General features: G+C 67.0%; 17 protein-coding genes. 10 read left to right on the plus strand and 7 right to left on the minus strand.

Annotated elements, in window-relative coordinates:
- Positions 1-153: 153 nt before the first annotated feature.
- From ABE483_RS11430 to ABE483_RS11455, 6 genes are read left to right on the plus strand one after another with little or no spacing between them, the layout of a single operon-like run.
- Positions 154-1,767 (plus strand): glucoamylase family protein, encoded by a 1,614-nt coding sequence (locus ABE483_RS11430; RefSeq protein ID WP_121038093.1) that lies wholly within the window; start codon positions 154-156, stop codon positions 1,765-1,767.
- A 27-nt stretch (positions 1,768-1,794) separates the two neighbouring features.
- Positions 1,795-3,117: a sugar ABC transporter substrate-binding protein gene (locus tag ABE483_RS11435; protein WP_313210393.1), complete on the plus strand. Its 1,323-nt coding sequence runs from the start codon at positions 1,795-1,797 to the stop codon at positions 3,115-3,117.
- The gene (locus ABE483_RS11440; RefSeq protein ID WP_123730758.1) at positions 3,114-3,995 is read left to right on the plus strand and encodes a sugar ABC transporter permease; all 882 of its coding nucleotides are present in this window, start codon (positions 3,114-3,116) and stop codon (positions 3,993-3,995) included. The genes ABE483_RS11435 and ABE483_RS11440 overlap by 4 nt, the downstream gene beginning before the upstream one ends.
- The gene (locus ABE483_RS11445; protein ID WP_123730759.1) at positions 3,992-4,828 is read left to right on the plus strand and encodes a carbohydrate ABC transporter permease; all 837 of its coding nucleotides are present in this window, start codon (positions 3,992-3,994) and stop codon (positions 4,826-4,828) included. Before ABE483_RS11440 ends, ABE483_RS11445 begins: the two co-directional genes overlap by 4 nt.
- Positions 4,825-8,007 carry a discoidin domain-containing protein gene (locus ABE483_RS11450; protein ID WP_346464529.1) on the plus strand — a complete coding sequence of 1,061 codons (3,183 nt, stop codon included), beginning with the start codon at positions 4,825-4,827 and terminating at the stop codon, positions 8,005-8,007. The genes ABE483_RS11445 and ABE483_RS11450 overlap by 4 nt, the downstream gene beginning before the upstream one ends.
- Before the next feature lie 8 nt (positions 8,008-8,015).
- The gene (locus ABE483_RS11455) at positions 8,016-8,879 is read left to right on the plus strand and encodes an endonuclease/exonuclease/phosphatase family protein (RefSeq protein WP_346481739.1); all 864 of its coding nucleotides are present in this window, start codon (positions 8,016-8,018) and stop codon (positions 8,877-8,879) included.
- Between the two features lie 278 nt (positions 8,880-9,157).
- Here the strand turns inward: ABE483_RS11455 and ABE483_RS11460 are convergent, their stop codons facing one another.
- Complete coding sequence (locus ABE483_RS11460) at positions 9,158-12,601, minus strand: Rne/Rng family ribonuclease (protein WP_346481730.1); 3,444 nt, start codon at positions 12,599-12,601, stop codon at positions 9,158-9,160.
- A 442-nt stretch (positions 12,602-13,043) separates the two neighbouring features.
- On the opposite strand from ABE483_RS11460, the gene ABE483_RS11465 reads away from it, so the two are divergent.
- Positions 13,044-13,982 carry an RluA family pseudouridine synthase gene (locus tag ABE483_RS11465; protein WP_346481731.1) on the plus strand — a complete coding sequence of 313 codons (939 nt, stop codon included), beginning with the start codon at positions 13,044-13,046 and terminating at the stop codon, positions 13,980-13,982.
- A 227-nt stretch (positions 13,983-14,209) separates the two neighbouring features.
- Here the strand turns inward: ABE483_RS11465 and zupT are convergent, their stop codons facing one another.
- The 3 genes from zupT to ABE483_RS11480 form a co-directional block, all read right to left on the minus strand.
- A complete protein-coding gene (zupT, locus tag ABE483_RS11470; protein WP_019182887.1) occupies positions 14,210-15,019 on the minus strand; it encodes a zinc transporter ZupT in 810 nt (269 codons plus the stop codon).
- A gap of 107 nt (positions 15,020-15,126) precedes the next feature.
- The gene (locus ABE483_RS11475; RefSeq protein WP_313210355.1) at positions 15,127-15,546 is read right to left on the minus strand and encodes an energy transducer TonB; all 420 of its coding nucleotides are present in this window, start codon (positions 15,544-15,546) and stop codon (positions 15,127-15,129) included.
- A 4-nt stretch (positions 15,547-15,550) separates the two neighbouring features.
- Positions 15,551-15,892, minus strand: a complete 342-nt coding sequence (locus ABE483_RS11480; RefSeq protein WP_019182889.1) for a 4a-hydroxytetrahydrobiopterin dehydratase — start codon at positions 15,890-15,892, stop codon at positions 15,551-15,553.
- A 90-nt stretch (positions 15,893-15,982) separates the two neighbouring features.
- Here ABE483_RS11480 and ABE483_RS11485 point away from each other — a divergent pair, with 90 nt between their 5' ends.
- Both ABE483_RS11485 and ABE483_RS11490 read left to right on the plus strand, forming a co-directional pair.
- Entirely contained in the window at positions 15,983-16,582 is a 600-nt protein-coding gene (locus ABE483_RS11485; RefSeq protein WP_313210352.1) for an NfuA family Fe-S biogenesis protein, read from the plus strand.
- Between the two features lie 9 nt (positions 16,583-16,591).
- On the plus strand, positions 16,592-18,307 hold the full coding sequence (locus ABE483_RS11490; protein WP_346481732.1) for a hypothetical protein: 1,716 nt from the start codon (positions 16,592-16,594) through the stop codon (positions 18,305-18,307).
- 106 nt (positions 18,308-18,413) lie between these two features.
- Here the strand turns inward: ABE483_RS11490 and ABE483_RS11495 are convergent, their stop codons facing one another.
- Positions 18,414-18,860 carry a barstar family protein gene (locus ABE483_RS11495; protein ID WP_313210348.1) on the minus strand — a complete coding sequence of 149 codons (447 nt, stop codon included), beginning with the start codon at positions 18,858-18,860 and terminating at the stop codon, positions 18,414-18,416.
- The gene (locus tag ABE483_RS11500; protein WP_313210346.1) at positions 18,857-19,330 is read right to left on the minus strand and encodes a ribonuclease domain-containing protein; all 474 of its coding nucleotides are present in this window, start codon (positions 19,328-19,330) and stop codon (positions 18,857-18,859) included. Before ABE483_RS11500 ends, ABE483_RS11495 begins: the two co-directional genes overlap by 4 nt.
- 268 nt (positions 19,331-19,598) lie before the next feature.
- Here ABE483_RS11500 and ABE483_RS11505 point away from each other — a divergent pair, with 268 nt between their 5' ends.
- The gene (locus ABE483_RS11505) at positions 19,599-20,210 is read left to right on the plus strand and encodes a superoxide dismutase (RefSeq protein WP_123730769.1); all 612 of its coding nucleotides are present in this window, start codon (positions 19,599-19,601) and stop codon (positions 20,208-20,210) included.
- A gap of 81 nt (positions 20,211-20,291) precedes the next feature.
- Here the strand turns inward: ABE483_RS11505 and ABE483_RS11510 are convergent, their stop codons facing one another.
- Entirely contained in the window at positions 20,292-21,140 is an 849-nt protein-coding gene (locus ABE483_RS11510; RefSeq protein ID WP_313210343.1) for an endonuclease/exonuclease/phosphatase family protein, read from the minus strand.
- Positions 21,141-21,207 lie beyond the last annotated feature (67 nt).

Genomic DNA, 21,207 nt, shown 5'->3' on the forward strand with positions numbered 1-21,207 from the left:
AGGCCGGTGCCACGGAGGGTGGCAGCGGCCTGGGCAATGACCCGCGGCTCTGGACCACGCCTGCGTGGTTTTTTAAGGACGCGTTCTGTAAACGATTTCAGGTCATTGGACGTTATGCTTCCCAGTCACGAACAACGCACAAGGAGTTGGCCCATGCAGGCACGCCACCTGTTGACCGCTGCGACGATCAGTCTCGCCGTCGCTGCCTGCCAGCCGCAGGCCCAGCAGGAGCCGGCCAAGCCCAAGCCGCCCGTGATCCTGGTCGAGGCGGATGTGCCGCCGCGGCCGATGAAGCCGGAGCTGCCGCCGCTGTTCGACGATATCGAGCGCCGCACCTTCCAGTTCTTCTGGGATACCACCAACGAGGTCAACGGGCTCAGCCCGGACCGTTACCCGTCGCGCCCGTTCGCCAGCATCGCCTCGGTGGGCTATGCGCTGACCGCCTATCCGATCGGCATCGAGAACGGCTGGGTCAGCCGCAACCAGGCGATCGACCGCACCCTGCTGACGTTGAAATTCTTCCGCGACCTGCCGATGGGCCCGCAGCGCACCGGCAAGGGCGGCTACAAAGGCTTCTACTACCACTTCCTGGACATGCAGGAAGGCCGCCGCTACGACAGCTGGGTGGAACTGTCCAGCGTGGATACCGCGCTGCTGATGATGGGCGTGCTGTTCGCGCAGTCCTATTACGATGGTGACGACGCACGCGAAAAAGAGATCCGCGAGATCGCCGATACGCTGTACAAGCGCGTGGACTGGCCGTGGCTGCAGCAGCGCGCGCCGCTGATCTCGATGGGCTGGTTCCCGGAGAGCGGCTTCATCGACCACGACTGGATGGGCTACAACGAGGCGATGATGGTCTACATCCTCGCGCTCGGCTCGCCGACCCACCCGGTCAGCCCGGACGCCTGGACGGTCTGGACGCGTACCTACGACAACGACTGGGGCGTCTACCAGGGCCAGGAATACCTGTCCTTCGGCCCGCTGTTCGGGCACCAGTACACGCATGTTTGGGTGGACTTCCGCGACATCCAGGATGCCTACATGCGCGAGCGGGGCAGCACCTACTTCCTCAACAGCCGTTCGGCTGCCCTGGCGCAGCGCGAGTACGCGATCGCCAACCCGATGAACTGGAAGGATTACGGCCAGAACGTGTGGGGCCTGACCGCCAGCGATGGCCCGCAGAACACCACCCAGGAATACCGCGGCGAGCAGCGCCAGTTCCGCCATTACTCTTCGCGCGGCGCGGGCCTGCGCGAGAATTTCGATGACGGCACCATCGCGCCGACCGCGGCGATCGCCTCGATCGTGTTCGCGCCGGAAGAAGTCATCCCGGCCGCGGTGGAGATGCACAAGCGCTACGGCGACTACATCTATTCCAGCTACGGCTTCCTGGATTCGTTCAACCCGAGTTTCAACTACGACATTCCGATCAAGACCGGTCGCCTGGTGCCGGATCGCGGCTGGGTGGCCAGCGATTACATCGGTATCGACCAGGGCCCGATCCTGACCATGATCGCCAACTACCGGAACGATTTTGTCTGGGATGTGATGAAGAAGAACGCCCATATCCGCAAGGGTCTGGAGCGTGCCGGCTTCAGCGGTGGCTGGTTGACCCCGGAAGGCGAGGATCAGCCGATGGAACTGCAGAAAGATGAAAAGGCGGCCTCGGCCCGCTCGGTCGGCATCGCCGAATCGCGCGCGGCGGCCGCCCAGGAACAGAAAAACAATTCCAATTCGAACCGCAACCAGCAGCAGGGGAAGTAAGCAGTGCCATTGTCGTCGCGCCCGAAGCTGGGGTTGAGTCTGTTGCTGCTGATTGCCGGCAGTCTGTTGTTGAGTGCCTGCCGGAAAGAACCGGAAGGGGTCACCGTGCGTTTCTGGGCGATGGGCCGCGAGGCCGAAGTCGTCACCGGCCTGGTCCGTGAGTTCGAAGCGGAAAATCCCGGCATCCATGTCGATGTGCAGAACATCCCGTGGACGGCCGCGCATGAAAAGCTGCTGACCGCGTTCGCCGCCGAAGGGCTGCCGGACGTGTGCCAGCTGGGCAATACCTGGATCCCCGAGTTCGCCGAACTCAATACCCTGACCCCGCTGCAGCCCTACGTGGCGCAGTCCAAGGTGGTGGACCCGGCCGACTACTTCCAGGGCATCTGGGATACCAACGTCATCCACGACGAACTGGTCGGGGTGCCGTGGTACGTGGATACGCGCCTGCTGTATTACCGCAAGGACATGCTCGCCAAGGCCGGCTACGACCACCCGCCGCGCAGCTGGGCCGAGTGGAACGAGATGATGGCGGCGATCAAGGCCATGCAGGGCCCGAACCGCTACGCGGTACTGATGCCGATCAACGAGTTCGAGCAGCAGCTGTCCTTCGCGCTGCAGCAGCCCGATCCGTTGCTGCGCGATGAAGACACCCGTGGCAATTTCAGCAGCCCGGGCTTCCGCAGGACGCTGGGCTTCTACGAGAACATGTTCGCGCAGGGCTGGGCCCCGCGCATGTCCGAGACGCAGATCTCCAACGTCTGGGACGAGTTCTTCCGCGGCTTCAATGTGTTCTACGTGTCCGGCCCCTGGAACATCCGCGAGTTCAAGAAGCTGCAGCCCAAGGAACTGGAAGGGCAGTGGGGCACCGCCGCACTGCCGGGTCCGGATGGCCCGGGCGCGGGCATCGCCGGCGGGACCAGCCTGGTGATCTTCCGCGATTCGAAGCAGAAAGAAGCCTCGTGGAAACTGATCGAGTTCCTGTCGCGCCCGGCGATCCAGGAGCGCTTCCATTCGATCATCGGCGACCTGCCGCCGCGGCGCAGCACCTGGGAATACCCCTCGCTGGCCAACGACCCATTGGCGCAGCCGTTCCGCGACCAGCTCGAGCGGGTCAAGCCGACCCCGAAGGTGCTGGAGTGGGAGCGGATCGCCCAGGAAATGCGGATCACCACCGAACAGGTGGTGCGTGGTGGCCTAGACCAGGATCAAGCAGTGAAAGAGCTGGACGAACGCGTGGACAAGGTCCTCGCCAAACGCCGCTGGATGCATGAGCAGCACCGGCAGGAATCCTCCGGGGCGAGCGACACGGCGCACTCCAGTGCGGTGGCCACGGAGGCGGCACCATGAAGCAGCGTTCGCTTGCCGGCTGGATGTTCGCCGGTCCGGCCATTCTGGTCATCGCGGTGTTCTTCGGCCTGCCGGTGTTCTCGGCGCTGGCGCTGAGCATCACCGATTTCGATCTGTACGCACTGGCCGACGGTGACAACCTGCGCTTCGTCGGCCTGGGCAACTACATCGATCTGCTGCAGACCCCGATGTTCTGGAAGTCGCTGTGGAATACCACGTACTTCGTGATCGTCGGTGTGCCGCTGTCGATCGCGGTGTCGTTGGGTGCGGCGATCCTGCTCAATGCACCGGCCGCCCGTTTCAAAGCGTTGTTCCGTACCGCGCTGTTCGCTCCGGTGGTGACCACCTTGGTCGCGGTGGCGGTGATCTGGCGTTACCTGTTCCATACCAGCTACGGCCTGGTGAATTACGGCCTGGGCCATCTGGGCATCAGCCCGATCGACTGGCTGGGCGACCCGAACTGGGCGATGCCGACCATCATGCTGTTCGCGGTGTGGAAGAACTTCGGCTACAACATGGTGATCTTCCTGGCCGGCCTGCAGGCGATTCCGCATGACCTGTACGAGGCCGCGCGCATCGACGGTGCCTCGCGCTGGAAGCAGTTCCTGCACATCACCCTGCCGATGCTCGGCCCGGTGCTGCTGGTGGTCGGCGTGATCACGGTGTCCGGCTACTTCCAGCTGTTTGCAGAGCCCTACGTGATGACGCGTGGCGACCCACTGCAGAGCACTGTCAGCGTGCTGTATTTCATGTTTGAAGAAGGCTTCAAGTGGTGGAACCTGGGGCGCGCCTCCGCGGTGGCGTTCCTGCTGTTCCTGATCATCCTGGGCGTGACCAGCATCATGCTGCGTTTCGGCCGCAAGAGGCAGTTGGTATGAGTCGTGAAATCGGTCAATCGCGCTGGCATGCCTGGTGGGTCAATGGTGGCCTGGTGGTGCTGGCGGTCCTGAGCCTGGCGCCGCTGTTGTGGATGCTGTCGGTGTCGTTCATGCCGACCGGCGAAGCGGCGCATTTTCCGCCGCCGCTGCTGCCGTCCTCGCTGACCACCGCGAACTACCATGAGTTGTTCGCGCGCACCGGCATGGCCAACAACTTCGTCAACAGCCTGATGGTGTCGCTGGCCATCACCTTCGGCTCGCTGCTGCTCAACACCATGGCCGGCTATGCGTTCGCCAAGCTGCGCTTTGCCGGCCGCGAGCGCATCTTCCAGCTGCTGCTGGCCGCGCTGGTGATCCCGGCGCAGGTGGCGATGCTGCCGCTGTTCCTGCTGATGAAGCAGCTGGGCCTGGTCAACAACTTCGGTGGCGTGATCGTGCCGGCGCTGGCGACGGTGTTCGGCATCTTCCTGGTCCGCCAGTACGCCCGTTCGATCCCGGACGAGCTGCTCGAAGCGGCCCGCATCGACGGGGCAGGGGAGCTGCGGATCTTCTTCCAGATCGTGCTGCCGATGCTCAAGCCGGTTTTGGTGACCCTGTCGATCTTCACCTTCATGGCTGCCTGGAACGATTTCATGTGGCCCTTGATCGTGTTGACCGACCAGGAGCACTACACTCTCCCGGTGGCCCTGGCCACGCTCTCGCGCGAGCACATCATGGACGTTGAAATGATGATGGCCGGCGCGGTGGTCACGGTGGTTCCGGTGCTGCTGCTGTTCCTGGCATTGCAGCGTTATTACATCCAAGGTCTGTTGCTGGGGAGTGTCAAAGGGTGAAGCATGCCGTCGTCGCGGTGGGTCTGGGTCTGGTCTGGTCACTGGCGGCCTCAGCCGCACCGCCGGCGACGCCGGTGTTGCCCGCACCCAAGGTGCTGGACAGCTTCGATGACATGTCGCCGTGGAAGCTGGTCGTCTCCGACCAGGTCAGCGGCTCGCTGCGCAGCGTGGCCGGCAGTGGCGGAGGCCGCGCGCTGTGCGTGGATTACGACTTCCACAACGTGTCCGGCTATGTCGGCATCCGTCGCGAGCTGGGCATCCAGTACCCGGAGAATTACCAGTTCGGCTTCCAGCTGCGCGGCGATTCCCCTGCCAACGATCTGCAGTTCAAGCTGATCGACGCCAGCGGCGACAACGTGTGGTGGGTCAACCGCCCCGGCTATGCGTTCCCCAAAACCTGGACGCCGGTGCAGTACCGCAAGCGCCAGATCGACAAGGCCTGGGGCCCGGAGACCGACAAGACGCTCAAGCGCAGCGCGGCCGTGGAATTCACGATCTACAGCAAGGTCGGCGGCAAGGGCACGGTCTGTTTCGACCGGCTCACGCTGCAGGGACTGCCGCCGGCCGATACGTCTTCACTGAGCCCGTCGGTGATCGCCGATACCGCCACCGCGCTGCAGAACCGCATCGTCGATGGCAAGCCGGACACGGTCTGGATCAGCGGCGGCGTGGCCGAACAGACCATCAGCCTGGACCTGCACAAGGTGCGCGAGTTTGGCGGGGCGGTGATCGAATGGCTGCCCGGACTGGAGGCCACCCGCTACGTGGTGCGTTCCTCGGCCGATGGGCGCAGCTGGAATACGCTGCGTGAGGTGACCGCCGGCGGCGGTGGCCGCGACTGGCTGGCGCTGCCGGATACGGACGCGCGCTATCTGCGCTTCGACCTCAAGGGCGGCCCGAGCTGGCGCTATGGTATCCGCGATATCACGCTCAAGCCGCTCGAGTTCGCCGATACCCCGAATGATTTCGTCCGTTCGGTCGGTGCCGACCTGCCGCGCGGTTCGGTGCCGCGCGGCTTCACCGGCGAGCAGCCGTACTGGACGCTGCTGGGTCTGGATGGCGGCCGCGAGCAGGCCCTGATCGGCGAAGACGGTGCGCTGGAAGTGGCCAAGGCCAGCTTCAGCGTCGAACCGTTCGTGCTGGTGGACAACAAACTGCTGAGCTGGGCCGACGTCAAGACCGACCAGTCGCTGCAGGACGATTACCTGCCGATCGCCAACGTCGGCTGGACCCACGACAAGGCTGGCCTGCAGGTGACCGGCTTCGTGCAGGGCACGCCGGACAACGCGCAGCTGGTCGGTCGTTACACCCTGCGCAACCCCGACAAGGTCGCCCACGAGTACACCCTGGCCCTGGCCGTGCGCCCGTGGCAGGTGAACCCGCCGACCCAGTTCCTCAATACCGTCGGCGGCGTCAGCCCGATCAACAACCTGTCCTTCGACCCGACCCATGTCGACGTCAACGGCACGCCGCGCCTGTACCCGGCACAGGCACCGGACGCGGCCTTCGCCACCGCGTTCGACAGCAAGTTCGACGTGGTCCACCTGGCCAGCGGCAAGCTGCCGGGCACCACCGAAGTGAAGGACAGCACCGGCCTGGCCTCGGGCGCGCTGCTGTACCGCTGGAAGCTGGAGCCTGGCCAGAGCCGCGAGGTCGCCATCGTGCTGCCGCAGACCGGCAACTGGGTGATGCCCAAGGCCTTCGATGCGGCCAAGGCGCAGCAGCAGGTCGCCTCGATGTGGCGGACCAAGCTGGACCAGGTGACGCTGCAGGTCCCGGCGGCCGGCAAGCCGCTGGCCGATACGCTGCGCACCGCGCTGGCGCACATGCTGATCTCGCGCATCGGCCCCAGCCTGCAGCCGGGCACGCGTTCGTATTCGCGCAGCTGGATCCGCGATGGCGCAATGATCTCCGAAGGGCTGCTGCGCATGGGCCGCAGCGATGCGGTGCGGCAGTACGTGAACTGGTATGCGCCGTATCAGTTCGACAATGGCAAGGTGCCGTGCTGCGTCGATTCGCGCGGCAGCGATCCGGTGCCGGAGAACGACAGCCATGGCGAGCTCATTTTCAACATCGCCGAGTACTGGCGCTACACCGGTGACACCACCTTCCTGGAGGTGATGTGGCCACACGTGCAGGGCGCCTACCAGTACATGGAGCAGCTGCGCCTGAGCGAACGCACCGAAGAAAATCGGGCGCGCAACCCCGCCTTCTACGGGATGATGCCGGTCTCGATCAGCCACGAAGGCTATTCGGCCAAGCCGATGCATTCGTACTGGGACAACTTCTGGGCGCTGCGCGGCTACAAGGACGCGGCGATCATCGCCAGCACGCTCGGCAAGGCCGAAGCGATGCAGATCAGTGAGTCGCGCGATCAGTTCCGTGACGACCTGCAGGCTTCGCTGCTGGCGGCGACCGCGCAGCACAAGATCGACTACCTGCCCGGCTCGGCCGAGCTGGGTGATTTCGATGCCACATCGACCACCATCGCACTGGCGCCGGCCGGTGAGCAGGGGCGCCTGCCGCAGCCCTACTTGAACAACACGTTCGAGCGCTACTGGAGCGAGTTCGAAGCGCGCCGCGATGGCAAGCGCGAGTGGAAGGACTACACCCCGTACGAGTGGCGCAACGTGGCCGCCTTCGTGCGCCTGGGCTGGCGCGACCGCGCCTGGCAGGCGACCGAGTTCTTCTTCAAGGACCGTGCACCGCAGCCGTGGAACCAGTGGGCCGAAGTGGTCTCGCGCACGCCGCGCAAACCGTTCTTCCTGGGGGACCTGCCCCATGCGTGGGTGGCCTCGGACTTCGTGCGTTCGGCATTGGACATGTTCGCCTACAGCCGCGATATCGACGACAGCCTGGTGCTGGCCGCGGGCGTGCCGTCGCGCTGGCTGGAAGGCAAGGGGGTCGGCGTGCAGGGCCTGCGCACCCCGAACGGGCAGCTCAACTACGCGCTGATCCGCAACGACAAGCAGCTCACCCTGACCGTGTCGGCCGGCCTGGTGCCGCCGGTCGGTGGCGTGGTGCTGCCGTGGCCGTACAGCGGCGAGCCGGGCGCCACCACCGTCAATGGTGAGCCGGCGGAATGGGTGGGCGGCGAACTGCGCGTGATGCAGGTGCCGGCCAAGGTCGAGATCGAGATTCCGGCGTCGGTACGCCGGGCGGAACGCAAGGCACCGTAATGAGGAAGATGATGATGCGCGGCCTGCTGGCCGCGGTGCTGGCGTCCGCGCCCCTGGTTGCACTGGCGCAGAGCGCCGTGGCGGCACCCGCGCAGGAGATGACCATGGTCACCTTCAATCTTCACCACGATCGCGAGAACTGGCCGGCCCGCCGCCAGGTGATACTGCGTGAACTGCAGGCACTGCAGCCCGATGCGATCGCGCTGCAGGAAGTGATCCAGAAACCCCATGTGCGTAACCAGGCCGCATGGTTGGCGCGCAAGCTGGGCTATGAGTATCAGTTCGTCTCGACCGATCCGCCGGGGCGTTTCAAGCGTTACGGCAATGCCCTCCTGACCCGGCGGCCGGTGCTGTCGCGCAACGACCATCTGCTGGCGCCGCTGGGCGATTACCGCACCGTGGCGCATCTGCGCATCGATGTGGAGGGTCGCCCGGTCAACGTCTACGCAACGCACTTGAATGAGCGTTCGGACGAGGTGGGCAGCCGCATCCGTGGAGAGCAGGTGGCGGATCTGCTGGCCTTCATCGCGCAGAGCGCAGGCGACGCGCCGGTGGTCGTGGCGGGGGACTTCAATGCACTGGTGGATGCCGGTGACCTGAGCGAGCTGCGCAACCACTACGGGGACAGCTACGGCAGCGTGCACGTCAACAACGAACTGGCCCAGGTCAGTACGCTCAACCGGCACTACTACGACGCGCCCTCGCGCATCGACCACATTTTCTTCCAGCAGGATCGACTGCTCGCCCGTGAGGCGAAGATCCTGTTCGACCAGCCGTACGCAGACGGCCGCTGGGCGTCGGATCATTACGGCGTGTGGACCCGGCTGCAGTTCGCGCCGGGCACCGGAAACGCCGGCGCGACGACGCCCTGAGGTGCGCGCCGCGTCGTCGGTGACGGCGTAGCACGCAAACGGCCGCATCCACGCATGGCGTGGATCTGCATTTGATGTATCCCGTGCAGGATCCACGCGTGGCGTGGGTCTACCCTTGTTGCGTCCGATGGCGTGTGTAGATCCACGCCATGCGTGGATTGCTCTCAGTGCCGCCCTCATGACCGCGTGACGCACGCCGCTTGCTGCGCCATCCAACACCCCAAACGCAGACAGCGGCCCGAAGGCCGCTGTCTGTTTGTTGCGTCAGTCACTCAGGATCAGAGCGTGTCTTTCTTTTCCTGGTCGGCCTTGTCGCCTTCCTCGGCCTGCGGGGCATCGGTCGGGATGTCCTCGCGGGCTTCGGCCTGCGCGGCCTGTTCGGCAGCGTTGGTCGCCGCCGGGGTTTCGCTGGCGGCCGAACCGAACAGCTGACCGTTGTGCACGACCGGGCCGGCCGGGACCGATTCGGTGCGGGCCTGCGGGGCCGCCGGCTGTGCCGGGGCCTGGGTCGCATCCACGGCATCCAGCATGCTGGTCTGCACCGGTGCGACGGTCGGCTCTTTCACTTCCTGCGGGGTGGTCTCAACGACCGGGGCCGCCGGAGCAGCAACCGGAGCCGGAGCCGCCGGAGCAGCAACCGGAGCCGGAGCCGCCGGAGCAGCAACCGGGGCCGGCGCCGCCGGAGCAGCAACCGGGGCCGGCGCCACTGGAGCAGCGACCGGCGCCGGAGCCGCCGGAGCAGCGACCGGAGCCGGCGCCACCGGAGCAGCGACCGGGGCCGGGGCTGCCGGAGCAGCGACCGGTTCAACCGGACGCGCGGCTTCCACCGGCGCAGCCGGCCGGGCAGCGGCGGGGGTCGGCTTCGGGCTTTCCACGAACGGCACCGGGTCGTTGTAGGAGGCCGGGGCCTTCTCGGCGACCGGCTCGACGGCCGGGGAAGCAGCCTTCTCGACGACCGGGGTCGGGGCCTTGTCGGCCACCGGTGCCGGGGTCGGCTCGGCATGACCCGCGGTCACGACCGGGCTGCTGACCACGGCGACCGGAGCGGCGGCAGCCACTGCCGCCACCGGGGCCGGGCGCGGGGCCTGGACCGGCGCAGGCGCGGCGGCCGGCGCGTTGCCGGATTCGTCGTCGAACTCGAACTCCGGCTGCGGCTGACCGTTGTTGGCGACCTGGCGCTCGGCCGGGGCGGCGGTATCGCCGTCCTGATCGCCGTCCTGGTCGTCGCCCTCGTCATCCAGACCGTTGTCGTCACCGTTCAGGCCATCGCTGCCGGCAGCCTGCTCACCATTGCCACGACGACGACGGCGGCCACCGCGACGGCCGCGCCGACGACGCGAAGCGCCTTCACCGGTCCCGTCTTCGGCATTGGCCGGCGCGTCACCCTGTTCGGTGGCGTCGGTGTCGCCCAGCTGTGCGTCCTCGGCCGGAGCGGCCTTGGCCGTTTCCTGGACGTGGGCGGCCGGCGCGGCGGCATCGGTGGCGACCACGGCAGCCGCAGCGATCACGGCGGCGTCGGCAGCGACCGGCGCAGCGGTGGTCGGCTTCGGTGCATCGGCTTGGGGCTGACGCGCGGGCTTCTCGCTCACGGCCGGCTTGTCGCCGTCGTTCTGCTGCGGCTTGGCCTGGCCGTTCTGACCCTGCTTCTGCTTCAGCTTCGGCTGCTGCTGGTCATTGCGCGCTTCATTGCGCGGCTTGGCCGGCTGCTGCTCGTTGCGCGGCTTGCCCTGGGCGGGTGCCTGCACCTGTGCCGCATTGCCGTTGGCCGGTGCGGCGGTGTCCTGGCGGCGCTCGTCGCGACGCTCGCCCTTCGCGCCGCGTTCGCCGCGCTCACCACGGTCCTTGCCACGGCCCTGCGCCTGCGCATTGCCGTTGCCACCACGCTCGCCACGCTCATCGCGGCGACCGTTGCGGTCCTTGCCGTTGCGGTCCTTGTTGCGACCGTTGCGGTTGCCGTCCTGGCCCGGGCGGTTGCCCGGCTGTGGTGCGGCGGCCGGGGCCGGTTCGCCACCGAAGATGCGCTTGAGCCAACCCACCACGCCGGTTGCCGCCGGGGCGGCCACGGGGGCGGCGACCGGGGCCGGTGCGGCTTCCGGTTCCGGCGCTTCACGCACCGGGGCCGGCTGGCTGTGCTTGACCTGGGTCACCACCGGGGCGACCGGGATGTTCAGCTGGGCCTTGGTCAGTGCGTGCACCGGCAGCTTGCGCGGGGTGCCGCGCTGGTAGCTCGGCTTGCCGCTTTCTTCGCCCAGCTCGTTCTCACGCAGGCGGGTCACTTCGTAATGCGGGGTGTGCAGCTGCTCGTCGGCGACGATCACGATCGGCGCGTCATGGCGCTGTTCGATCTCGCGCAGCGCGCTGCGCTTTTCGTTGAGCAGGTAGTTGGCGATCTCGACCGGGGCCTGGACCAGCACCTGCCCGGTGTTCTCCTTCATCGCATGCTCTTCAGCCACGCGGATGATCGACAGCGACAGCGACTCGACGCTGCGCATGCGGCCATGGCCGTCGCAACGCGGGCAGACGATCTGGCTGGATTCGCCCAGGCTCGGACGCAGGCGCTGGCGGCTCATTTCCATCAGGCCGAAGCGCGAGATGCGGCCCAGCTGCACGCGCGCACGGTCGTACTTGAGCGCGTTCTGCAGGCGGTTCTCGACTTCGCGCTGGTGCTTGTTGGAGGCCATGTCGATGAAATCGATGACCACCAGGCCACCCAGATCGCGCAGGCGCAGCTGGCGGGCCACTTCTTCGGCCGCTTCCAGGTTGGTCTGGAAGGCGGTGTCCTCGATGTCGCTGCCCTTGGTGGCGCGCGAGGAGTTGACGTCGATGGCGGTCAGCGCTTCGGTCTGGTCGACCACGATCGAGCCGCCCGACGGCAGGCGGACGTTGCGTTCATACGCGCCTTCGATCTGCGATTCGATCTGGAAGCGGTTGAACAGCGGGATGTCGTCCTTGTAATGCTTGAGCTTGCGCAGGGTCTGCGGCATCACCTGCTGCATGAACTCCTGGGCGGTCTCGTACAGCTCTTCGGTGTCCACCAGAATCTCGCCGACATCGGCGCGCAGGTAGTCACGCAGGGCGCGCACGATCAGGCGCGATTCCTGGTAGATCAGGAACGAGGCCGGCTTGGTCAGCGCCGCTTCGGCGATCGACTTCCAGACCTGCAGCAGGTAATCCAGATCCCACTGCAGCTCTTCGGCATCGCGGCCGACGCCGGCGGTGCGGATGATCACGCCCATGTCGTCGGGGATGTTCAGCTTGTCCAGCGCTTCCTTCAGCGCGGCGCGGTCCTCGCCCTCGATGCGGCGCGAGACGCCACCGGCGCTCGGCGAGTTCGGCATCAGGACCATGTAACGGCCGGCCAGCGAGATGAACGTGGTCAGGGCAGCGCCCTTGTTGCCGCGCTCTTCCTTGTCCACCTGGACCACGACTTCCTGGCCCTCACGCAGCAGCTCGCGGATGCCGGCCTTGTTGTGGTCGACGCCGGCCTGGAAGTAATCGCGGGAGATTTCCTTCAGCGGCAGGAAGCCATGGCGCTCGCCGCCGTATTCGACGAAAGCGGCCTCCAGCGAAGGCTCAAGGCGCGTGATGCGGCCCTTGTAGATGTTCGACTTCTTCTGTTCCTTGGACGGCTGTTCGATGTCGATGTCGTACAGCGTCTGGCCATCCACGATGGCTACCCGCAGCTCTTCAGCCTGCGTGGCATTGATCAGCATTCGCTTCATTCTTGCGTTCCTCGCGCGCTGCTACCGCGCGGAACGCCATGGGGTTTCGCTTCTGGTCACGCTTCACCGCCCATCGCGCATGCGCGGGGAGGGCGGTTTGGGTTTCCAGCGCTACAACACCACGGCAGGCCGCGGGAGCGCTTCATTTGTTTTGGTTTGGGTGTAACGGGGCCGGAGGCAGCTTTCAGCCAGGCTGGAGCGCCACAGGGACATGTTCAGCGCGAATGCGTGTCAGACATCCGGCGATGGCCGGGACCGCCGGTGAGCCGCTAACATGGCCGCCCCGGGGGCGGTGGCTGCGCACTGTGCCGGAATCGCGGGAAGTCGGGCTTCTGGCCCAGAACAACTTCCAACGAAATCAATCCCTTATCTCGCCCGCCGAGTGTAACAGAATAAAAGGCCAATGACCGTTACCGAGCCCACCCCCAAAGCCGCTGAAGCCATGACCAGCGTACGTATCATCACTGTCCCGGCCGACCGCGCCGGGCAACGCCTGGACAACTTCCTGCTCGGCCAGCTCAAGGGTGCACCGCGCAGCCTGATCTACAAGCTCGTCCGCAGTGGCCAGGTCCGCGTCAATGGCGGCCGCGCCAAGGCCGAGCGCAAGCTCGAGGGCGGCGACGAAGTCCGGGTCCCGCCGGTCCGTCTCAACGAGGAAGGCGACAAGGCCGGTCCGCCCGCGGCGTTCATGAAAAGGCTGGAAGATGCCATCGTGTTCGAAGACGATCGGCTGCTGGCCCTGAACAAACCGTCGGGCGTGGCCAGCCACGGCGGCAGCGGCATCAGCTTCGGCGCCATCGAAACGCTGCGTGCCCTGCGCCCGGGCAAGACCTTGGAGCTGGTGCATCGGCTGGACCGGGATACCTCGGGCCTGCTGATCGTGGCCAAGAAGCGCTCGGCGCTGAGCGAGCTGCAGGCACTGCTGCGCGAAGACCACGGCGCCGGCATCCGCAAGCGCTACCTGACCTTGCTGGCCGGCCGCATGCCCGATGGCACGATGACCGTGGATGCCCCGCTGCACGTGGGTCTGCGCCAGGGCGGCGAGCGGCACGTGCAGGTCAATCCGATCGGCAAGGAATCGATCAGCCACTTCAAGGTGCTGGAGCGCAAGGGTGGGCATTCGTACTGCGAGGTCCGCATCGAAACCGGCCGTACCCACCAGATCCGCGTGCATGCCCAGCATCTGGGTCACCCGGTGGCCGGTGACGACAAGTACGGCGATCCGGACGTCAACAAGCGACTTCGTGAGCAGATCGGCCTGAAACGACTGTTCCTGCACGCCGCCTCGCTGGAGTTCGCGCTGGATGCAGGCAAGACGCCGTATCTGATCAATGCACCGCTGGCCGAGGAGCTGACCGAGGTGTTGAACCGGTTGAAGTAAAGCCGGATCTGCCCGGCTACCCCCGCCCGCATCGGTAGTGCCGGCCGCTGGCCGGCTCTGCACCATCTCGATCGACACGTGTCGGTAGTGCCGGCCGCTGGCCGGCTCTGCACAGTGTCGCTCGGCATGTGGAGGAGCCGGCCAGCGGCCGGCACTACCGGGCATGTGGAGGAGCCGGCCAGCGGCCGGCACTACCGGGCCCGCGTTATCGGGTTATGGCCCTGGCCTCACCATTTGAACAGCACCAGGCTGATCGCCAAGCTGCCCATGCCGGCCACCAGGCCGTACACGGTCTCGTGGCCCTTGGCGTAGCGCTTGGCCGCCGGCAGCAGTTCGTCCAGGGCCAGGAACACCATCACCCCGGAAATGATCCCGAACACCCAGCCGAACGTGGCGTGGTTGAGCACGCCGGACAGGGCCACATACCCGATCGCCGCGCCGATCGGCTCGGCCAGGCCGGACAGCAGGCTGGCGCCGAACGCGTAGAACTTGTTCTGCGTGGCGAAATACACCGGGACCGCGATCGCGATGCCCTCGGGGATGTTGTGGATGGCGATGGCGAAGGCCAGCGGCATGCCCACCGACGGGCTTTCCAGCGTGGCAAAGAACGTGGCCAGGCCCTCGGGGAAGTTGTGCGCGGTGATCGCCACCGCCGTCAGCAGGCCGACCCGCTTGATGTAGGCCTTGTTGTTGTCGCGGAACAGCGGGTCCTGCTTGTCCAGGCTCTCGTGCGGGTTCGGGATCAGGTGGTCGATCACCACGATCAGCAGCACGCCGACCAGGAAGGCCGCCGTGCCATAGGCGAAGCCCAGCCGGGCGTCGTAGGCCTGGGTGAACGAGTCGATCGCCTTGTTGAGGATCTCGGTCAGCGAGACAAAAACCATCGCGCCACCAGCAAAGGCTAGCCCGAACGCCAGCAGGCGCGGGTTGGGCCGGCGCGAGAACAGCACCATCAGGCTGCCCAGGGCGGTGGCCAGGCCGGCGGCCAGGGTGACCGCCAGGGCGATCCATACGTTTTCACTGGAAATATCAGGCATCCGCCAACGCGTCCTTGTAGAAGTGCAGCGCGCCCCGGGCAACATCACCGGGGCGCGGAGTAGGGAGCACGAGGTTTGCGGCGGCTGACCTCAACACAACGCGGCGATCAACCGCCGCGACGCAGCCGTTCTTCGACCGCGAAGCACTGGTCGGGCTTGGGCTGCGGCGGATTGAAGCTGACCGGCACCTGGATCGTGGTCGGAACCGTCTGCCCGGCGCGCGTGGCCGCCTTGAACTGCCAGGCCTGTACGGCCTTCTGCGCCTGCTCGTCGAGCTGGGCGTTGCCGCTGCCGCTGGCGAGCTGGACCTGGCTGGGCTGGCCGTCGGCGGCGATGGTCACCTTGAAGGTGCTGGTGCCGCCGATCCCCTGGCAGGCCAGTTCGATCGGGTACTCCGGCGGTGGCGTCTTGACCGCGGCGACCTCGGTGGGTGCCGCGACCGGGGCGGCCGGTTCGGCGGGTGTCTTGTTGCAGCCGGCCAGGGCGGCCAGGGCAAGGCTGGACAGCAGGAGGTACTGCAGTTTCATGGGCTTACTCCGTCAGGGCCGAGGCTTTCGCCGCGCAGATGAAGTCGTTCTCGCTCAGGCCGCCCACATCGTGGGTGGAGAAGCGCACCACGGCGCGGTCGTAATGCACGCCCAGGTCCGGGTGGTGATCTTCACGATGGGCCACCCAGGCCAGAGCGTTCACGAAGGCCATGGTGCCGTGGTAGTTGTCGAAGCGGAAGGTGCGGGTCAGCGCCTGGCCGGCCTCGGCCAGCTCCCAGCCGGGAATCTGGGCCAGCAGCTCGGTGACCCGGGCGGTGCCGAGCTTGTGGTCGCTGCCTTTGCGCGGCACGCAGTGGGCTTGCGCCAGCGGAATCAGGTCGGCCATGGGTTCCTCCACATCTGTATGACTGAACAATGCGCGGTCCGGTGTATAAACCGAATGAGCGCATAACAAGGGATTGGCTAGAATAGCCCGATGATCCAGATATCCGACACTGCCCAATCCTATTTCCGCAAGCTGATCGAACGTGAGGCCGTGCCCGGCATGGGCGTACGCCTCACCGCCGTCGATGCGGGTACCCCGCGCGCCGATGCCCGCCTGGAGTTCGCCGATCCCGGTGAGCTGCTCGGTGACGAGTGGGCCGTGGACTGCGATGGCTTCACCCTCTACGTGGCCGCTACCAGCGTGGCCTGGCTCGATGGTGCCGAGATCGATTTCGTCACCAATGCCACGGGCAGCCAGCAGCTGACCATCAAGGCCCCCAAGATCAAGGGCGAGGCGCCGACCGAAGGCTCCTCGCTGGTCGAGCGCGTGCGCTGGGTGGTGGAGAACGAAGTCAACCCGCAGCTGGCCTCGCACGGCGGCAAGGTCGCGGTGCAGGAAGTCTCGGCCGATGGCGTGGTGCTGCTGCGCTTCGGCGGCGGTTGCCAGGGCTGCGGCATGGCCGACGTCACGCTCAAGCAGGGCATCGAAAAAACCCTGATGGGGCGTGTGCCCGGCATCACCGCGGTACGCGATGCGACCGACCACGAGAGTGGCGACGCGCCGTACATTCCCCGCGGCACGGCAGCCTGATCGCGCTGCGTGCCACTGCGCCGGGCTGACGACATCCTCGATTGGCTGCTGGCTCGCCAGCCGGACAAGCGCATTCTCGAAAAAACCACCGGCCTCCCCTATGGGTGGGGCCTGTGGCTGCGCGCGTTGTCGCCATTGCCGCGGCCGTTCCGGGCCAGCGAAGTGCTGGCCGAGCTGGCCCAGCGCGAGCCGCTTCCGCGGGGCGGGCGCCTGCCGGAACTGAGTTTCGTCCAGGCGATGCGTCGCCTGCTCTGGCAGGGCTGGGATCCGGCGCCGCGCGATCAGCGCTGGATGCGCTGGACCTCGGCCGTGATCAGCGCGTTGCTGCATCTGATGTTCGCGTTGTTGCTGCTGTGGGTCGCCTTGATCCGGCCGCCTGCCGAACCGGACCAGGGCGGTGAGAGCGGGCGTGTGCAGGTGGCGTTCGTTGGACGCGGCACGCCGCAGCAGGAGGAAGGCGCGCAACCCGCCGCTGCCGAGCCGGCCACGGCGGAAGCGGCGATCGCTGCGGCGATGGCCAATGCCCAGGCGATGGCGCAGGCCGAGGCCGATGCGCAGACAGCCTCGGCCCCGCAGCCGACCGCAGCGCCGGCGCCGCCGAGCGAGCCGCAACCGGCGCCACCCGCGCCCGCCACGCCCGCGGTGGAACAGCCCGTCCAGGCGACCGAGGTGGCCCAGGCCACGACCGATTTCGTGGTGCCGCCGACCAGCGTCCCGCGCACCGACATGCGTGTCATGACGCGCGAGCCACAGGACATTGCCGTCCGTGAGCGCACCGTGGTCACGGTGGAGGCGCCGACGCCGCGTGCCACCGTACCGGCGCCGCGCCCGGCCGAACCGCAGGTGCGCACGCCCGAGCTGAGCGTGCAGGAGCGGCAGGTCACCGTGATAGAAGCGCCGACACCGACCGTGGCCATTCCCGGGCCACGGGTGGAGGCCGCCGTTCCGCAACGTGACGTGCAGGTGCGCGAACGCGAGATCCGGCCGGTGACCGCGCCGGCGGTGAGCGTGGCCACAGTGCCCACGCGCGAGGTGGCGGTGCCCGGTCGATCGGCGGAGGTCGCCGTACGCGAACGCGCGGTGCCCAACGCCGCCCCGCGCCCGGCACCGCCATCACCGGCGGCGGCAAGCAATGCCAGCAGTACGGCGAGTGCATCCACGGCGGCGACGGCAGCGCGCGCCGCGTCGAGCCCCTCCAGGGCGCCCCCGGGCAGTTGGACCACGCCCAACCGGTCCGACGACTGGGGTGCGGCCAATCATCCGCAGGATGCCGACCTCAATGGCCGGGCCGTGAGTGCGACCCAAGGGACGGGCGGCAGCCTGTTCAAGGCCGACGGCAGCGTGCGCGTGCCTGGCCAGGACGGGCACGCTAACAGCGAGCGTGGCGCACCGGGCGGCGATAAGGACGGCTGGAGCAAGGAGCGCATCGCACAGTCCGGCACATGGCTCAAGCGCCCACCGTACGACTACACGCCGACCTCGTTCGACAAGTACTGGGCCCCCAACGAATCGTTGCTGGCCGAGTGGGTGCGCAAGGGCATCAAGGCCGTGGAGATTCCGATCCCGGGCACGAGTTCGTCCATTTCCTGCGTGATTTCCGTGTTGCAGTTCGGTGGCGGGTGCGGCCTGAGCGATCCCAACATGCAGGATCAGCCGGCCATCGCGCGGCCGCCGCCGGACATCCCGTTCAAGAAAGAGCTGCAGGAAGACAACGGCAGCCGATGAGGCTGCGCCTCATCGGCGGTAGAGCCACCCCATGGGTGGCTGCGCTAGGGTCAGGCATCAGGCGCCTCGCAGCCACGCATGGCGTGGCTCTACCGGATGCTGGGCGTTACGGTGCGGGGTCCGCGTCCGGTTCCACGTCCGCATCGCGCAGTGCCACGAACGCCCAGAACGGCACGTTGCCGTCACTCCAGTACCGGCTGGCTTCGTCGAGTACGTCCAGCAGCGTGTCGAAATCGGCGCCGGCATCGCTGCGCAGGGCATCAGCGTCGCTGAAGAACAGCGCATAGCCGTTGGCCGGCAGCCAGGCCAGGTCGCGCAGGTTGTCGGTCAGCGCATCCCAGTTGCCGCCAAAGCCGGTTGGAAAATCCAGGCGGGCGGCCAGGCGCATCAGCAGCGTGCGTTTGTCGTGGCAGCCGTCCAGATCGATCTGGATCACGCGCAGGCCGGCATCGCGCATCGCCGCCGACAACGGGGCGACATCATCGTTGCCGATCGCATAGATGCCGGCATTGTTGATGTCGTGCAGGCCCAATTCGAATCCGTCATGCGTCATTGCCAGCTCCCGGCAGGTGGAACGTCGAAACTGCGGAACGTTTCATAGTGATCATCGGTATAGAACCAGCCAGTAGGGGGTGTGCCGCCGGTGACGATGCGCCGCGCGCCGCGATTGCCGGCGCCGGGCGTGTCCACCGTGTATTCGTGGTAGTAGCCGCGCGGCCGCTGCGGCAGGCGCTGTTCGCGGTTGCTGAAAATGCTGCCGTCCTGCCGGTGCGGGTACGGGCCGCCGCGCTGGATCAGCGCGATGGTGTCGCGCGCCTCGGCGGGCAGGAAGGGGGGCAGGGGATCGCGCACTGCCTGGGTCGATGCCGGCGATGACGTCGCGGCGCCGGCGGGCGGCGCGGCATCCGGCTGCGTCAGCGAGGGCGCGAACTGCGGCGCGGGCGGGCGCTGGGCCAGCTTGATGGCGGCCAGGCCGCCCACCAGCAGCGCGATGGCGATCAACAACAGCAGTGGCTTGCGCATGAGGGGCCAGGGGCGATGGGCGAGGCGACTACTCTACTGCGATCATCGCCCCGCACGGTGAGGCCCAGCCGAACAGGCGTGTTGTACGGCGAAGGAGCCCGCGTTGCCCGGCGTGCCCCGTCACTGTCGCGTCACGATCCGGACACGCGATCGACCGCGCAGGACGAAGTTTCCTTTACATGGCCCTTGGTAAGCTTATCGGCCATCCCCATCATCGACTCCGCAACGCCCGGTCTTTGCCGGGTGAGTGAGCTACCAGGAGAACCACATGGCCTATACCCTCCCCAAGCTGTCCTACGCCTACGACGCGCTCGAGCCGCATATCGACGCAGCGACGATGGAAATCCACCACACCAAGCATCACCAGACGTACATCAACAACGTCAACGCCGCGCTGGAAGGCACCGAGTTCGCCGACCTGCCGGTGGAAGAACTGGTCAAGAAGACCAAGTCGCTGCCGGAAAATCTGCAGGGCGTCGTGCGCAACAACGGCGGCGGCCATGCCAATCACACCCTGTTCTGGACCGTGATGTCGCCCAACGGCGGCGGCGCGCCGGTCGGTGATGTCGCCAAGGCGATCGATTCGCAGCTGGGCGGCCTGGAAAAGTTCAAGGAAGCCTTCACCAAGGCGGCCCTGACCCGTTTCGGCAGCGGCTGGGCCTGGCTGAGCGTCACCCCGGACAAGAAGGTCGTGGTGGAAAGCAGCGCCAACCAGGACAGCCCGCTGATGGACGGCAACACGCCGATCCTGGCCCTGGACGTGTGGGAACATGCGTACTACCTGAAGTACCAGAACCGTCGCCCGGAATACATCGGCGCGTTCTTCAACGTCGTCGACTGGAATGAAGTCGAGCGTCGTTACCAGGAAGCCATTGCCTGATCGGCACGGTCACCTGAAACGCGAACGGCCAGGCAGCGATGCCTGGCCGTTTTTCGTTGCGCCGCCCGCAGCGCTGCGACGTCAGGGCGCGCTGGTGCTTTCCGGCGTCTGCAGGCGCAGGGTCGCCATGGTTCCCAGGCGCATCGCGGTGGGGTCACTCTCGCTGGCCGGCAGCTTGATGCTGTCCTGGCGGATGCCGCCGAAGTACTTCACCTGGAACAGCACGTCCAGGCCGTGCCCACGCGCTGCGCCGGCCAGTGAGGGCGGGTCCACGCGTTCGCCGGGGTTCTTGCGGGCTGGCTGGAAGCCCGGCGTGCTGCCCACCAGTTCGGTGATCTCCGCGGAGAAATCGCCGGCGATCAGCGAGGGCAGGCCCTCGGCGGTCGCGCCGATCCAGGTCATCAGGTCGCTGGTCTGGTGCCGGCGGATCTGCGCGTCATCCGGCTCCGGCCGCAGCCGGGCCACGTAGATGTTGATCAGCTCTTCGCGCAGCTTGATCCGTACCATGCCGGCCGCGCTGAACTGCCCGGGCGGATGCAGCAGGGTGACGGCGTCATCGGTGACCGGCAACCGGGTCAGCATCGCGCTGCCATGGCGCAACGGCTGGCTGGGCGGATCGGCGGTGACGAAATCGCAGCTGTAGCGCAGCCGGCTGGCGAGCCAGCAGGCCGGATTGCGCCCCTGGGTCTGCAGCACGCGCTGCACCGCGATCACGTCCGGCTGCATGGATTCGAGCAGCTGCAGCACCTGGTCCCGCCGTTGCTGCCACTGCGCATCGTCCTGGGTCGGCAGTTCCAGCGTGGCGATCTTCAGCGAGGGCAGGGCCTCCTCGGCCTGGCGCGCATGCGCGCCTGCGGCGGGGGCCGCCAGCAACAGCAGCAGGATCCAGCCGGTCCAACGTCGGGTCTGACCCTTGATGTGCGTGCGCATAACGATAAGTTTACGCTTCCCCCGTCGACGATCCGTGACATGGGCGCCATCCCGCGCGGTCGTTTCG

Source organism: Stenotrophomonas sp. TWI602 (genome assembly GCF_039674045.1).
Classification (GTDB): Bacteria; Pseudomonadota; Gammaproteobacteria; order Xanthomonadales; family Xanthomonadaceae; genus Stenotrophomonas.

Coding starts and splice junctions, on each gene's coding strand:
- ABE483_RS11480 (WP_019182889.1), bottom strand. CDS start 15,892: ATGGCCGACCTGATTCCGCTGGCGCAAGCCCACTGCGTGCCGCGCAAA.
- ABE483_RS11510 (WP_313210343.1), bottom strand. CDS start 21,140: ATGCGCACGCACATCAAGGGTCAGACCCGACGTTGGACCGGCTGGATC.
- ABE483_RS11455 (WP_346481739.1), top strand. CDS start 8,016: ATGATGATGCGCGGCCTGCTGGCCGCGGTGCTGGCGTCCGCGCCCCTG.
- ABE483_RS11465 (WP_346481731.1), top strand. CDS start 13,044: ATGACCAGCGTACGTATCATCACTGTCCCGGCCGACCGCGCCGGGCAA.
- ABE483_RS11475 (WP_313210355.1), bottom strand. CDS start 15,546: ATGAAACTGCAGTACCTCCTGCTGTCCAGCCTTGCCCTGGCCGCCCTG.
- ABE483_RS11505 (WP_123730769.1), top strand. CDS start 19,599: ATGGCCTATACCCTCCCCAAGCTGTCCTACGCCTACGACGCGCTCGAG.
- ABE483_RS11460 (WP_346481730.1), bottom strand. CDS start 12,601: ATGAAGCGAATGCTGATCAATGCCACGCAGGCTGAAGAGCTGCGGGTA.
- ABE483_RS11495 (WP_313210348.1), bottom strand. CDS start 18,860: ATGACGCATGACGGATTCGAATTGGGCCTGCACGACATCAACAATGCC.
- ABE483_RS11440 (WP_123730758.1), top strand. CDS start 3,114: ATGAAGCAGCGTTCGCTTGCCGGCTGGATGTTCGCCGGTCCGGCCATT.
- ABE483_RS11430 (WP_121038093.1), top strand. CDS start 154: ATGCAGGCACGCCACCTGTTGACCGCTGCGACGATCAGTCTCGCCGTC.
- ABE483_RS11485 (WP_313210352.1), top strand. CDS start 15,983: ATGATCCAGATATCCGACACTGCCCAATCCTATTTCCGCAAGCTGATC.
- zupT (WP_019182887.1), bottom strand. CDS start 15,019: ATGCCTGATATTTCCAGTGAAAACGTATGGATCGCCCTGGCGGTCACC.
- ABE483_RS11445 (WP_123730759.1), top strand. CDS start 3,992: ATGAGTCGTGAAATCGGTCAATCGCGCTGGCATGCCTGGTGGGTCAAT.
- ABE483_RS11500 (WP_313210346.1), bottom strand. CDS start 19,330: ATGCGCAAGCCACTGCTGTTGTTGATCGCCATCGCGCTGCTGGTGGGC.